This is a genomic window from Sphingobacterium lumbrici (assembly GCF_006476045.1).
Lineage (GTDB): Bacteria > Bacteroidota > Bacteroidia > Sphingobacteriales > Sphingobacteriaceae > Sphingobacterium > Sphingobacterium lumbrici.
In genome coordinates this window covers 44,464-58,979 of sequence record NZ_SRZY01000029.1, presented here as the reverse complement: position 1 = coordinate 58,979, position 14,516 = coordinate 44,464, and the positions used below count along the sequence as shown (strand labels likewise).

Sequence of the window (14,516 nt, the reverse complement as noted above, 5' to 3'; positions counted from 1 at the left end):
AACGCTTATTATTTGTTATAATATCTTCGTTTTTTTCAGGGAGTGTTTGTGTTCAATGGTCTTCAAGAACCTTCATGAGGTTGTCGTGGTTGTTGGCATTACCTAGAGTTATGAAGGTGTTTTCAGAAAGAGTATGTTTTAAATTGTCTTCAAGAACCTTCGTGCCATTTTCATGGTTGTTGGCGTTGCCGTTAGCTATGATGCTTCTTTTAGCTGTTTCTTGCAACAAGAGGGCTGACAATAGATTGTCTGAACGGAAAATGACCAAACTGATGACAGAGGTGCATTTGATAGACGGTTATCTTTCTACGTTGAACAAAGATAGTGCGGTGAAAGTCTTACCTGTATTGTATGAGGATATTTTCAAAAAATATGGCCTGGATTCGACTACTTTTGCTGATAACCTTACTCACTACATGGGGAACCCCAATTTGACGGAAAAACTATATGTTGGTGTGAAGGAAATACTTGAAGGATATAATAAAGAGATTATGGTCAAGGATTCGTTGCGTAATGCGTATCTGCAGGATAGTATCAATAGGGTATACCGCTTGCGAAAAAATGCGGATGATATGAGAAACCTCATTTCCAATGTGGTATTGGATACGACCAAAATGACATATATTGAATCTGCAAGGGTGTTTTATACCCGTTCTGGTGTCGGTATCCAGGTATATGGCGTTCATATCTTACCACCGGTTGTGACCGTACCTCAAACACCGTTTACTGATACAATATCGCCGATTAATGACGATCGGCTTAATAGAGATCAACCCGTTAAACAATCTCCGGTAGATACGTTGCCAGTTGAAATGCATCTGGAGACACTACAACCTTGGTCGGATACCAGTCGAAATGTTCCGCGTTATATTCCACATAGGCTGAAGCCTTTGCAACGGCCCAAAATATTGTAAGAAGTATGATTTATCCTCAAAATGTGACAGATAAGTTAGGCTTCACAGATATTCGGAATTTAATAAAAGAAAAATGTCTGAGTGAAGCCGGAAAATTGATGGTTGAAAAAATTCAACCTCAAGTAAAAATAGATCAAATAGATCGCTTCTTACGTCAGACTCAAGAATTTAAGAATATCTTGCAGCACGATGCGCCTTTGCCTGTAGATCATATTTATCCGATTAAGCCATTAGCAGAGAAGGCGAAGATAGAGGGTAGTTTTCTGTTCGAAGAAGAATTGTACAAAATGTTACTCTCACTTCGTACGGTGTACGCCATTATCCGATACTTCAATGAACGTGAAGGTCAATATGCTCATCTCGAATTGTTGTTTGAACATCTCCCGATTGAAAAATCAATCGTACGATCAATCGAAATGGTATTGGATGATCGGGGGAAGATGAAAGACAATGCCTCACGTTTACTCCTAGATTTAAGTCAGCAAATTTTGAAAAGTGAGCAAGAAGCGCGTAAACGTTTGGATACTGTTTTTAAACAGGCACAGAGTAATGGATGGACTGCCGATAGTGGGTTGACGATACGGGATGGCCGATTGTGTATTCCTATTCTTGCAGAAAATAAGCGGAAGGTAAAGGGGTTAATTCATGATGAGTCAGCAACCGGTCAAACTGCTTATATTGAGCCTGAAGAAGTATTTCACTTGAATAATAAGGTTAGGGATTTGGAGTTTGAGAGGCGGCGGGAAGTGATCCGTATCCTGACCGATCTGACAAGTGAACTGCGCCCACATGTACCGCTCTTAATGTCTTACCACGGTCTGCTTACCAAGTTAGATTTTGTACGAGCTAAGGCGTTATTTGCAATAGATATTGACGCGGTGATGCCTCTTCTTTCGAAAGGGGCAGATATCAATTTAGTCAATGCCAGACACCCCTTGTTGTTTTTAAACGCTAAAAAAGATAATCAACATCCGGTAGTACCTTTGAATATTAAAATTGATGGTACGGATCGCATTATTCTCGTCTCCGGGCCTAATGCAGGAGGAAAGTCTGTCTGTATGAAGACGGTCGGGCTATTGCAGTTGATGCTGCAGTCCGGTCTTTTAATTCCCGCAGATGAAACTACGTCAATAGGCATATTTAAACAAATTTTTGCGGATATCGGCGATGATCAATCTATTGAGAGTGATTTGAGTACCTATAGCGCACATCTTTCAAAAATGAAGCACTTTGCGACCTTCGCAAATGTACGGACATTAGTGCTCATAGATGAATTCGGTACAGGTACGGATCCGCAATTTGGCGGGCCGATAGCAGAAGCTGTGCTGGAACAATTGAATAAAAAGGGGGTAAGAGGGGTAATCACGACGCACTACTCGAATCTAAAATTGTTTGCAAGTCATGCTGAAGGGTTGGAAAATGCGTCTATGCTCTTTGATAATCAACAGATGAAACCACTGTATATTCTCCAGACGGGCAAACCCGGAAGTTCGTATGCGTTTGAGATTGCCCAAAAAATTGGTTTACCCAAGGAAATTCTCCAATCTGCAAAACAGAAGATCGGTGTTCAGCAAAAGAAAGTGGATACCCTTTTGGTAGACCTAGAGCGGGATAAACAGGAAATATACGACACCAAAAAGGCTGTAAACCGGAGGGAAAAGGAACTGGAGGAGTTAAAGGCTAAATATGAGTCATTGCAGGCCTATATGGAGGAGAATAAAAAAGAGATAATCCGTAAAGCGAAAGAGGAAGCAAAATCTATTTTGAAGGATGCCAATAAGCTGGTGGAGAATACAATTTCTGAAATAAAATCGGCTCAGGCAGAGAAAGATAAAACGAAACAGATACGATCCAAATTAAATCAAGAATTGGATAAACATGCGTCGGATTTAATTCAAAAAGTTAGTAAACCTAAACCTGTGAACGTTGAAAACTCAGAACTGCAAATAGGGGATTGGGTGCGGATTGACGATTCAGGTTCAGAGGGAGAGATTCTGGAAATCACAAAAGGCAGTAGCTTGATAATTGCTTTAGGTGAACTTCGTACGGTAGTGAAAAAGAATCGTATTACCAAATTGCGAGGTAAGGAAAAGTCGAAAGCTATAAAGCGGCAGAGTAACCTTTCTACGGATTCGGTAGCTGATTTTCAACCGGAGGTCGATGTACGTGGTATGCGTACGGAAGACGCATTGCACAAGATAGAATTGGTGTTGGATCGTGCGGTGATGATAGGGTATCCAACGCTAAAAATAGTGCATGGAAAAGGCGATGGTATATTGCGCAAGTTTATTCGGGATTATTTGCGAAAGTATACCCATGTGAATAGATTTGAAGATGAACATGCTGATCGGGGAGGAGATGGAATTACCTATGCGTATATTAATTAAAATTAACAGATATGTTTGACTGGACATTCAATGACAATACCCAAGCTATTTTAATTTCTATTCTCTGCGGGAGTATAATCGGGTTTGAGCGTGAATTTAAAAATAAATCTGCCGGTTTCAGAACAGTGATCTTAATCTGTTTTGGATCAACGATTTTTACCTTGCTCTCTAGAATGGGTAATATTTCGGATGATCGGATAGCGGCTAATATCATTACGGGGATAGGCTTTTTAGGAGCAGGTGTTATTTATCAAGGCAAGTTCAGTGTGCAGGGATTAACCACGGCAGCGGTGATATGGACCATGGCTTCTATAGGAATGATTGTTGGGTTTGGCGAGTTCCAATTTGGCATAGCGCTGACTATTTGTATGGTTATTATTCTCTCACTGTTCCAAAAATTGGAACTGTATATGGCCAATATCTACCACCTGAGGACAATACATGTGACATTTAGAGATATCAAAATAGACTACTTGGATGAATTTGAAAAATTCATGTCGAGGCATAGTGTGAAATTAAACCGTAAGGGGATCGAGAAGAATGACGGACATCTAACCGTTGTATATGAAGTAACAGGTAATCGGAAGAACATCCGTAGAGCGAGCGAAGAAATAGTGGCGTTAGATTATGTAGCGCATTTTCGTAATCTTTAAAAAAAACCTTTTCCATAATTCATAATGGTAAAATTTTATCACGTTTTAACTGATAAAAGTGTAAGTGTTTTGTTTGTTTTTGGAAAGTAAGTAGGATCTCTGTCAAAATAATGAGATTAAATACTTGTGAAGTATATATTAAGTCTATATCAAGTGGGTAATATTGAAAAATCTCTTCTTAATTTTGTGCTTGATATAACTATCTAAAAAGAAATATGAAAAAACTTTTACTTTTTTTCGCTTTGATTCTTGCCAGCTATGTTAGGATTCAGGCTCAAGTGACAACAAGTAGTATGACGGGGGTGGTTACCCAATCCACTGGTCATGCGACAGCAGGAGCGACGATTAAAGCGACCCACTTACCTTCAGGAACAACCTATTCAGGTTCGGCGAATGTAGCGGGTCGTTTTAATTTAGCAAATATGCGTGTAGGTGGTCCTTACCGTATTGAAGTTACCTATGTAGGTCAGGAGCTCATTGTATATGAAGATGTATATTTACAGTTAGGACAGCCATTTGTTTTAAATCCAATTTTCGGTGATACCACCACTGCGTTAGATGAGGTCACGGTGACGGGGCGTAGATTGAAGAGTGAAAAAAATGGCGCTTCTACTGTTGTAGGTCGTCAGCAAATTGATAACCTTCCTTCCATTACAAGAAGTGTTAACGATTTAACACGTTTAACTCCACAAGCCAACGGAACCGCTATTGGAGGGGGTAACTATCGTGCAAACAACTTTACGGTAGATGGTGCTAATTTTAACAATCAATTCGGAATTGGACAGAATATTCCTGCAAATGGATCTCCGATATCAATCGATGCAATCGAGCAGATTTCGGTAAATGTTACTCCCTTTGATGTGAGACAGTCTGGATTTACAGGCGCGGCGATCAATGCAGTTACGCGCTCTGGCAGAAATGAATTTTTCGGATCTGCTTTTTATACAGGTCGCTCTGACCAGCAACAGGGAACTCGTGTAAACGATGTTAGTACCTCTATTAACGATTTATCTGTTAAGCAATACGGATTTAGTATGGGGGGACCTATCGTTAAAAATAAGTTATTCTTCTTTGTCAATTTAGAACAAAATAAGACAACAGAGCCTGGACCTACAAAAGTCGCGTCATTGGATGGTATCGCAACAGGTGATATCGCGCGACCTACAGCGGATTTTATGACTTCCGTTGCAAACTATCTGAGAAATACGTATGGCTATGATCCGGGTGCTTACCAAGGTTATTCTAGTAAAAGTAATAACGATAAGTTATTTGCTCGTTTTGATTGGAATATTGCCGAAAATCACAAAATTAATTTTAGATATAACCAAGTACAAGGTAAATCTCCTTCTTTTCTAAGTAGTTCGATCTCCGGGTCCAATATTAATACAGGGACGTATCCAACTAACAGGACTGGTTCAAACGCTCTGCATTTTGGCAATTCAAACTACTTTCAGGAAACAAATCTTTATTCTGGAACATTAGAATACACAGGTAAAATAGGAAATGTATATCAATCATTACGTGCTTCTTATGTGAATCAGGATGAACCAAGAAGTTTTGACGGTCAGGTATTTCCTTTGGTAGATATACGTGATGGTATTTTTGGCGCAGATGGAAATGTTTTAACGAGTTTTGGTACAGATCCGTTTACTTACGGGAATTTGCGTTCTGTAAAAACCTGGATAGCTAATTACGATGTTAACTACACCTTAGATAATCATTATTTTACTGGAGGTTTACAGTTCGAAACAAGTAGAACTGTAAATGGCTTTCAACGCTTTGGAGCGGGATATTATATGTTTAATTCGTGGGAAGACTTTACAGGTGATGCTAAACCAGTTAATTACGCATTAACTTTTCCATTAACAGCCGATGGATCACAAGCTTTTCCCGGCTTCAAATTCAACCAGTATTCGTTCTACCTGCAGGATGAGTATACGGTAAATTCTAAGTTGAAATTAACAGGTGGGCTACGTTTAGAACTGCCTACATATCCTGATGTTTCCGAAATGCAAACACACCCGATGATTGCGGATCTAACCTTTGCTAACGGTTTGCAACTTAACACCGGAGCAATGCCGAAAGCTCGTTTATTGGTATCTCCTCGTTTTGGATTTAACTATGATCTGCTTGGGAATCGTTCATTAATGGTACGTGGTGGTACAGGTGTCTTCACAGGTCGGATACCATTTGTTTGGATTGTTGCTCAATCTAGTGACGCGGGCATGTTACAAAGTACAGTAACTTACGCAGCAGGCGATCCGAATATGCCAAGCTTTAGTCCCGATATCAGAGCTAATTATCCAGCTACATTACCAGAAGCAGGTACCTTTTTACCAGCAAACGTATCTGCTATGGATGCTAATTTAAAATTCCCGTCCACGTGGAAATCTAGTTTAGCGGTAGATTATACATTGCCATGGGGAGTTATCGGAACAGTTGAAGGTATCTATAATCAAGATATCAATGCAGTGGTTGCTAAAAATGTAAATCTTGTAGAGCCAACCGCGATGAATATATCAGGTTATGGAGATCATCGTTTTATCTACCCGAATGCTAATGCTGATAAATATATCTACAACATTAACTCTGGGGGACAAATCGTTCCTAGTGGCAGTGCTTTTATTCCGACGCAAATGACTAATGCTAAGGGAGGCCATTATTATTCGGTTACATTACAACTGCAAAAGAACTTTGAAAGTGGATTTAATGGAATGATAGCTTATACTGGCAGTGGAGCGAAAAATTATGGAGACGGTGCTGGTGACCAAATTCAAAATTTATGGTCGATCCCTCCCCAATCCAATGGTAATTCTAATAATCCAGAATTGAGTTATACGTCTAATATTCTACCTCACCGATTAACAGGTGTGGTTGGTTATAGTAATAATTGGATTAGAAACCTTAAAACGTCAATGACCTTATTCTACTCGGGCAGTTCTATGGGTAGATATTCATACACTTACGGATCGGATTTCAACCGTGACGGTCAATCAAACGATTTGATCTACGTTCCGTATGATCCAAGTGAAATCACTTTCCTTCCTATTGCTGGAGGAAACAGTAACTACGGTAATCAGGCATTTACAGCACAGGAGCAATCAGATGCATTTTTCGCTCTAATTGAAGGAGATGATTACCTGAGATCCAGAAAAGGAAAATATGCGGAGAGAAATGGTGCGATTGCTCCTTGGAGACATCAATTTGATTTCAGATTATCTCAGCAAATAGTTAGCAATATTACTGGTGGAAATAACTCATTAGAATTCTTCTGGGATGTGTTTAATATCGGAAACTTGTTTAACTCTTCCTGGGGTATTTACAAAATCAACAATAACATATTGTTAACACCAGCTAATACTTCGAGTATTGATCCTAATGGATCCACTGTTCCAACATTCCGCATGGGTTATGCTAACGGCGATATCGTCCGTGAATTACAACGACCCACCGAGACGATTTCATCAACATATTATATGCAATTTGGTCTAAAATTCAGTTTCAACTAAAAATTTGGATCAATTCTTAAATAAATTTAATACCAAAAGAGGCTGATCATTTTATCAATGATACAGCCTCTTTTTTTAGCATTAGATTACCGTAATCTACCCGGTTCCCGATCGATGATCGGACTGCCATGTTTCTCTAATATTTCTTGCGATGGAGTTTTAGGTGCAGAATAATTCCCTCTCTGTCATTAAAAATTTGGCTTCAACAAATATTTATCGTAGAAGCGGAAGATATGTTCTACTGCATCTTCAGCAGTATCTACTAAACGATAAAGATTTAGATCTTCTTCGCTGATATTCTTTTCGGTAAGCATAGTGTTTTTAATCCAAGCGATTAATCCACTCCAATATGCTGTGCCAACTAATACAATCGGAAACCGTGCAATCTTTCCGGTTTGAATCAATGTAATGGCCTCAAATAATTCGTCCATCGTACCAAAGCCGCCAGGCATAACAATATATCCCTGTGAGTACTTCATGAACATGACTTTACGGACGAAGAAATAATTGAATTCCAATAATTTGTCGCGGTCAATGTATTTATTGTGAAATTGTTCGAAGGGTAAATCTATGTTCAAGCCTACTGATTTCCCTCCGGCATTATATGCACCTTTATTGGCAGCTTCCATAATCCCCGGACCGCCACCCGAAATGACACCGTATCCCTTTTCTGCTAGTAATCGGGCTATCTCTACTGTCATTTCGTAATATTTATTTTCGTCTGCCGTACGTGCGGACCCAAATATCGATACACAAGGACCTATTTTAGCCAACTTTTCAAACCCATCAACAAACTCTGACATGATTTTGAAAATCTGCCAAGAGTCTTTTACTTTTATTTCTTGCCAAGTTTTATTGGCAAATGAATTCCTTATTTTATTTTCTTTAGCCATTCTTTGTAAAGTAATGTTATGTTCACAATATAATAAATTTTAGCGAACTGTTGAAAGTGAAGAATAAAGGTGCTCTTTTTACTTTTTACTTTTGATTTTTGAGTATTTACTTTTTACTTTTACAGCATGAATTTCTCGTCGAAATTATTAGAGCAAGCTGTTGATGAGTTTGGTAGGCTGCCAGGGATTGGAAGGAAGACAGCATTGCGATTGGTTTTGCATTTGCTAAAGCAATCGGATACCGAGGTATCCCGCTTTACGAAGTCTCTAAATAATCTTAAAGAAAATATTAAATATTGTAGCACTTGTTTCAATGTATCAGATGAAGCTATATGTGAGATATGCCAGTCGTTAAAGCGGGATAAATCAACAATATGTGTGGTAGAAGATACACGTGATGTGATGGCTATTGAAAATACAAATCAATACCAGGGGGTGTATCATGTGCTTGGCGGACTGATTTCTCCAATGGATGGGATAGGGCCTGCCGATCTTAAGATAGAAGGGTTGATTGAGAGACTAAGAAATGGGGAGATTAGCGAGGTTATTTTAGCCTTGAGTGCTACGATGGAGGGGGATACAACGATATTCTATCTGTATCGCAAACTGAAGGAATTCAATGTCCAGGTAAGTACAATTGCACGAGGTATTGCGTTTGGCGGTGAATTGGAGTACGTGGATGAAATTACATTGGGTAGATCTATTGCTACGCGAGTGCCGTATGAAAGAAATGTGGGCTAAGGAATAAGATCTTTTACTCGCTCTTCATTTTTGAAATGACCCAGATGAATCCGAAACTGGTACATAAAAGAATAATCCCGGTGATAGTCCATAGTGTATTATAACCAAAATGTTCTGCCGTAAATGTGCCTAGAAAGGGGGATACAATATTCGCTGCTGCAAATGCCAGAGAATTGAACCCCATATAAGCTCCTTGATTTTGTAACGAAGCCCGTTGTATCGCGATAGTAGCAGTAAATGGTAAAGTCAACATTTCACCAACGGATAGGAAGAACATCGCGAGGTAGAGCCAGATGATTCCAAAATCCAAATTCAACATCCAGTACGAGAAACCAGCTATGGCTGTTCCCCAGAACATGATTTGTTTTACGGTAAAACGGTGCTCTACGAGATGGACTAACACCATTTCAAACAATACAATAACGAAACCGCTAAAACCTAGAATAAGTCCGATTTGGCTTTCGTTCATGGCATAAGCATCTTTATAGAATAGCGGTAAAGTACTTAATAGCTGAAAAAAAGCCATTGAAAAAAGACAGCAGAGGATATTGAATAATATAAATAAGCTATCGGTGTACGCATTTTTAGCAGGTTTGTCGTGTGGTATTTCTGTTCTAACCGATTGCTCAATTTTATTATTACCTTTCTTATCCTTAAAAAAATAGATAAAAACGAGGGCAGCACCACCAGCGGCTATCGCATTTCCGTAAAATATCCAATCGTAAGAAATGGTAGCTAAAAAGCCGCCTAAAGCAGGGCCTATAGAGAATCCCAAATTTACAGCCATACGATTTAACGAGTATGCTTTTGTTATATTTTCAGGTTTGGCATATTTAGCGACAGATACTGAGTTAGCCGGTCTGAAGATATCGGCGACTAATGTTAGTATAAATATCATCAGTGCCAAACTTTCGAATGTTCGGAACTGAGGCGTGATCAGAAATAAGGGGATGGTGAGGATTAAACTCCAGGTCTGTACCTTGAAATTGCCAAAACGATCCGTTAGCCAGCCTCCCAACCATGATCCACATACTGATCCCAAGCCAAAACAACCTAAAACTAATCCCACCTGAGTTTTACTGAAATTTAATTCAGAGGACATATAAATCCCTAAAAAAGGAATTACCATGGATCCGGTACGGTTGATTAACATGACTAATGCCAGTAACCAGGCAGCGGGGGATAGGCCTTGGTAAGATTTTATATATAACTGAATAATTGTTTTCATCCTAGTTGATTTTAACTCATTGATCGGTTGCCTGCCTGTGGTTCATATCGTTAAGCTAGCATTTTTTGTCATCCTTACGATAGGAATTGCGAAGCAATCATTCTATGCAATTTAATATAAACACGAATGAATAACGATCTAAAAAACTATGCAGTTGAGAGATCCTCCAGGATGACAATATTTAATGTGTAATCCTGAAGTTCCGTCCGCAAATAAATTTAAAAGATTGCGAAGATAGCAATTTATAATATCTTTTACGCTAAGATTTGTCGATCCATTTTGGAAGATATCGTGTAATTATTAAATACACGGATATGTATAGCACTGTAGCCCTGCTGATATTGTCAGCAGGGCTACTATAATTGTATTATATGAATTAGATAAGGCTAAAATCTATTTTTTTGCATATAATTCTTCGCGTTGTGTTTTTACTACGTCCGAATTGATATATTCATCATAGCTCATTAACTTGTCAATAATACCATTTGGTGTTAATTCGATAATACGGTTTGCCACCGTTTCTGTTAATTCATGGTCACGAGATGTGAATAACATAGATCCTTTAAAGTCTTTCATTCCATTGTTTAATGCAGTGATCGATTCTAAATCCAAGTGATTGGTAGGTTCGTCAAATAGTAAGAAGTTTGCTCCTTGTAACATCATTCTGGAGAACATACAACGCATTTTTTCACCTCCGGACAGTACGGAGCATTTCTTTAGCACCTCTTCACCCGAAAATAACATTTTACCCAAAAAACCCCTAATAAATTGTTCATCAGAATCTGGTTTCACAGTATAGTCGCGTAGCCAATCAATTAAATTGTCTGTTTTACCATCAAAAAAGCTTGCATTTTCGATTGGCATATCGGCCGGAGTAATGGTTATCCCCCATTTGAATTCTCCTTTGTAATCTTGGTCACGACCGGCAAGTATATCGTAAAAAGCGGAAGTAACAAGTGAATTTTCTGCGAGAACAGCAATTTTATCTCCTTTATTAATCATAAAGCTGATGTCTTTGAAATAGACTTCACCATTTATGGATTTGCTTAAACCCTGTACTTGTAAAATTTGATCTCCCGGCTCACGATCCATCGTATTGAACATGATCGCCGGATACTTCCGATTAGATGGTTTGATTTCATCAATGTTGATTTTATCTAACGCTTTTTTACGTGAGGTGGCTTGTTTTGATTTAGAAGCGTTGGCCGAAAAACGACGGATAAACTCTTGCAGTTCCTTGACCTTATCCTCCATTTTCTTATTCTGATCGGTACGTTGTTTTAGTGCTAATTGAGAAGACTCGTACCAGAATGTGTAGTTACCCGAGTAGATCGACATTTTGCTGAAGTCAATATCTACGATATGTGTACATACAGCATCCAGGAAGTGACGATCATGGGATACAACTAGCACAATAGCCTCATAGCTGGCTAAGAAATCTTCTAACCAAGCAATTGTGTTAATGTCTAGATCATTGGTTGGCTCATCCAGAATTAAGATATCTGGTTTTCCAAACAAAGCCTGCGCTAGTAAAACACGAACTTTTTCGTTACCGTCCAGTTCCTTTACTAATTTGTAATGAAGATCCTCTTTAATTCCTAAGTTACTCAAAAGGGTAGCGGCATTACTTTCAGCGTTCCATCCATCCATTTCGGCAAATAAGCTCTCTAGTTCTCCGGCACGCTCGCCATCTGCATCAGAGAAGTCCTCTTTCATGTAGATCGCGTCTTTTTCTTTCATTACCTTATACAATTCTTGATTTCCCATCATTACTGTTTCAATAACAGGAAATTCATCGAATTGATAGTGATTTTGGTTCAGCACCGACATGCGTTCGCCGGGAGTGAAGGCAACCGATCCCGTACTTGGATCTACTTCGCCGGATATAATTTTTAGGAATGTCGATTTTCCGGCTCCGTTTGCGCCGATGATACCATAACAATTTCCCGTAGTAAATTTTAAGTTTACGTCTTCGAATAGCACACGTTTGCCAAAGCGAAGCGATAAATTAGACACATTAATCATGCCGCAAAGATAGGGTTTATTCTCTAAATTATGGAACGATATTAAATCGTTTGCTTGATTAGATCGTCTAATTATTATTTGTGATTTCTGTTAAAAAAATAGTTTCTTTACAGTAATTATAAAATTATACTTGATATAGCCAACACGATGGAAAATATTGTTAAATCGATTTCAAATTTGGTATGGAGTGATGTTTTTATCTTTCTATGCTTATTCACAGGCGTATATTTTTCTATACGCACGAGGTTTTTACAGGTTACCTATTTACGGGATATGCTGAGGCTGCTTTTCGCTAAAAAAGAATCCGACAAAGGGATTTCTTCCTTCCAGGCATTTGCTTTAGCAATTTCCGGAAGGGTAGGAACGGGGAATATCGTAGGTGTAGCCACTGCAATTTTTATGGGAGGGCCAGGAGCCGTGTTTTGGATGTGGACCATTGCGTTTTTTGGATCTGCGTCTGCTTATGTAGAGGCAGCACTAGCTCAGGTGTATAAGCAGAAAGATGGCGGGGAATTTAGAGGTGGGCCTGCTTACTATATTGAAAAGGGGTTGGGTGTGAAATGGTATGCGGTTCTTTTTGCAGTAGTAACAATTATCAGTACAGGATTATTGTTGCCTGGTGTACAGAGTAACGCAGTAAGCAGTACATTGTCTAATGCATTTAATTTTACAAATCCAGTTTTTGAAATTGGAAATATTGAATTTACCTTAAGTTGGGTAGGCCTCGGAATTGTCATATTGCTGTCTGTAATTATCATAGGGGGCGTAAAGCGTTTGGGACAAGCATCAGAATTTATTGTGCCTTTTATGGCAGGGGCTTATATATTGATGGCTATTGTAATTATTGCCCTTAATATTACGCAAGTTCCGGCTGTTTTTAAACTGATCTTTAACGCTGCGTTTAGTATAGATGCAACATTTGGGGGCGTTATCGGGATGGCTATTGCCTGGGGAGTGAAAAGAGGTATATATTCCAATGAAGCTGGCCAAGGTACCGCACCTCACGCGGCAGCAGCGGCAGCAGTAAAGCATCCGGCTCAGCAAGGATTGGTTCAAGCCTTTTCCGTATATGTGGATACATTATTCGTATGTACCGCGACTGCATTGATGATTTTGTTTACAGGGATGTATAATGTAGGTGAGACATTTGATACCGCAGGGAATGCAACGGCTTATATCGTTGACAATATTCCTGGCATAAATCCAGATGGATTTACGCAGGCTGCCGTATCACATCACTTTCCGGCTATCGGAAATCAATTTGTGGCTTTAGCACTGTTTTTCTTTGCCTTTACAACTATTATGGCTTATTATTATTATGCGGAGACAAATGTTGCATATATATTTAGAGGTACACGTGCCAAATTTTTTATTTGGACACTTCGTATTTTATTTTTATCAGCAACTTATTTTGGCACCGTTAGAAGTGCAAATCTGGCATGGGATCTTGGGGATATCGGCGTCGGACTGATGGCATGGGTCAATTTAATTGCTATACTGCTAATGAGTAAAACCGCAATTAAAGTGTGGAATGATTATACAACGAAGCGTAAGAAGGGGATAATGAACCCGGATTTTAACCCGAAGGAGTTGGGGATAAAGAATGCTGATTTTTGGGAAAACCGCAAATAATAAAAACCAATATACTGACAATATTAATAGCTATATTGTCAGTAATTGGTTCTGTTAAAAAAATAGTGTGATTGATAATAGGTGCGCGATATGAAATCTTTAAAATGCCCCCGCACATGTCGTTGCAAAAATCAGAACAAAGGTTATGACTAGCAAGACGAGAAAAGTGGTGTAAGGTGTTCTTCTCATAATTCTTTTACGTGTTAGTTTTAGTTTGTTTTAAGTTAACACCTGCACAAATGACGTGCCTTAAATAAAAAAGCTTCTCTTTTGTAGTGAATTTTATGATTATTTTTATTTTAAAAATATTTTATTTCTTTAAAGAATAGTTTAAGGTTAGCAAAAGCATATTGCTTTTAGAAAATCGGACGAGTATTACGTATAAAAATAAAGACAATATTCTAAAGATTTGCTTTGACAGACTCATTAAGACTAAATTAAGTTTAATGTTAAAATCAGATCTTTAACTAGTTGTTGATTGTTATTGGATGTGATGTGTTGAAAGGAGGGAAGGTGTGGGATATCAAAATGCAC

Annotated in this window: 9 protein-coding genes; 6 read left to right on the top strand and 3 right to left on the bottom strand. The window is 38.7% G+C overall.

Annotated features, from left to right (window positions below):
* The first annotated feature begins 110 nt into the window (after window positions 1-110).
* From E4F24_RS11175 to E4F24_RS11160, 4 genes are all read left to right on the top strand, one after another.
* Window positions 111-914, top strand: coding sequence for a DUF4296 domain-containing protein (locus E4F24_RS11175; RefSeq protein WP_216629167.1), 804 nt, complete (start codon window positions 111-113; stop codon window positions 912-914).
* A gap of 5 nt (window positions 915-919) precedes the next feature.
* Entirely contained in the window at window positions 920-3,301 is a 2,382-nt protein-coding gene (locus E4F24_RS11170) for an endonuclease MutS2 (RefSeq protein ID WP_140938785.1), read from the top strand.
* An 11-nt stretch (window positions 3,302-3,312) separates the two neighbouring features.
* Complete coding sequence (locus E4F24_RS11165) at window positions 3,313-3,954, top strand: MgtC/SapB family protein (RefSeq protein ID WP_140938783.1); 642 nt, start codon at window positions 3,313-3,315, stop codon at window positions 3,952-3,954.
* Between the two features lie 215 nt (window positions 3,955-4,169).
* Window positions 4,170-7,463 (top strand): TonB-dependent receptor, encoded by a 3,294-nt coding sequence (locus E4F24_RS11160; RefSeq protein WP_140938780.1) that lies wholly within the window; start codon window positions 4,170-4,172, stop codon window positions 7,461-7,463.
* A 188-nt stretch (window positions 7,464-7,651) separates the two neighbouring features.
* Here E4F24_RS11160 and E4F24_RS11155 read toward each other — a convergent pair whose 3' ends face one another.
* Window positions 7,652-8,356 (bottom strand): LOG family protein, encoded by a 705-nt coding sequence (locus E4F24_RS11155; RefSeq protein ID WP_140938778.1) that lies wholly within the window; start codon window positions 8,354-8,356, stop codon window positions 7,652-7,654.
* A 126-nt stretch (window positions 8,357-8,482) separates the two neighbouring features.
* On the opposite strand from E4F24_RS11155, the gene recR reads away from it, so the two are divergent.
* A complete protein-coding gene (gene recR, locus E4F24_RS11150; protein ID WP_140938776.1) occupies window positions 8,483-9,097 on the top strand; it encodes a recombination mediator RecR in 615 nt (204 codons plus the stop codon).
* Between the two features lie 13 nt (window positions 9,098-9,110).
* Here recR and E4F24_RS11145 read toward each other — a convergent pair whose 3' ends face one another.
* Window positions 9,111-10,325, bottom strand: a complete 1,215-nt coding sequence (locus tag E4F24_RS11145) for an MFS transporter (protein ID WP_140938774.1) — start codon at window positions 10,323-10,325, stop codon at window positions 9,111-9,113.
* 393 nt (window positions 10,326-10,718) lie between these two features.
* Entirely contained in the window at window positions 10,719-12,350 is a 1,632-nt protein-coding gene (locus tag E4F24_RS11140; protein WP_140938773.1) for an ABC-F family ATP-binding cassette domain-containing protein, read from the bottom strand.
* Window positions 12,351-12,497: 147 nt separating this feature from the next.
* Between E4F24_RS11140 and E4F24_RS11135 the strand changes: the two genes are divergently transcribed.
* A complete protein-coding gene (locus tag E4F24_RS11135; RefSeq protein WP_140938772.1) occupies window positions 12,498-13,982 on the top strand; it encodes an alanine/glycine:cation symporter family protein in 1,485 nt (494 codons plus the stop codon).
* Window positions 13,983-14,516 lie beyond the last annotated feature (534 nt).

Excerpts from the sequence above, each read along its gene's own strand:
- E4F24_RS11175 (WP_216629167.1), top strand. The coding sequence starts at position 111 with ATGAAGGTGTTTTCAGAAAGAGTATGTTTTAAATTGTCTTCAAGAACC.
- E4F24_RS11170 (WP_140938785.1), top strand. The coding sequence starts at position 920 with ATGATTTATCCTCAAAATGTGACAGATAAGTTAGGCTTCACAGATATT.
- E4F24_RS11165 (WP_140938783.1), top strand. The coding sequence starts at position 3,313 with ATGTTTGACTGGACATTCAATGACAATACCCAAGCTATTTTAATTTCT.
- E4F24_RS11160 (WP_140938780.1), top strand. The coding sequence starts at position 4,170 with ATGAAAAAACTTTTACTTTTTTTCGCTTTGATTCTTGCCAGCTATGTT.
- E4F24_RS11155 (WP_140938778.1), bottom strand. The coding sequence starts at position 8,356 with ATGGCTAAAGAAAATAAAATAAGGAATTCATTTGCCAATAAAACTTGG.
- recR (WP_140938776.1), top strand. The coding sequence starts at position 8,483 with ATGAATTTCTCGTCGAAATTATTAGAGCAAGCTGTTGATGAGTTTGGT.
- E4F24_RS11145 (WP_140938774.1), bottom strand. The coding sequence starts at position 10,325 with ATGAAAACAATTATTCAGTTATATATAAAATCTTACCAAGGCCTATCC.
- E4F24_RS11140 (WP_140938773.1), bottom strand. The coding sequence starts at position 12,350 with ATGATTAATGTGTCTAATTTATCGCTTCGCTTTGGCAAACGTGTGCTA.
- E4F24_RS11135 (WP_140938772.1), top strand. The coding sequence starts at position 12,498 with ATGGAAAATATTGTTAAATCGATTTCAAATTTGGTATGGAGTGATGTT.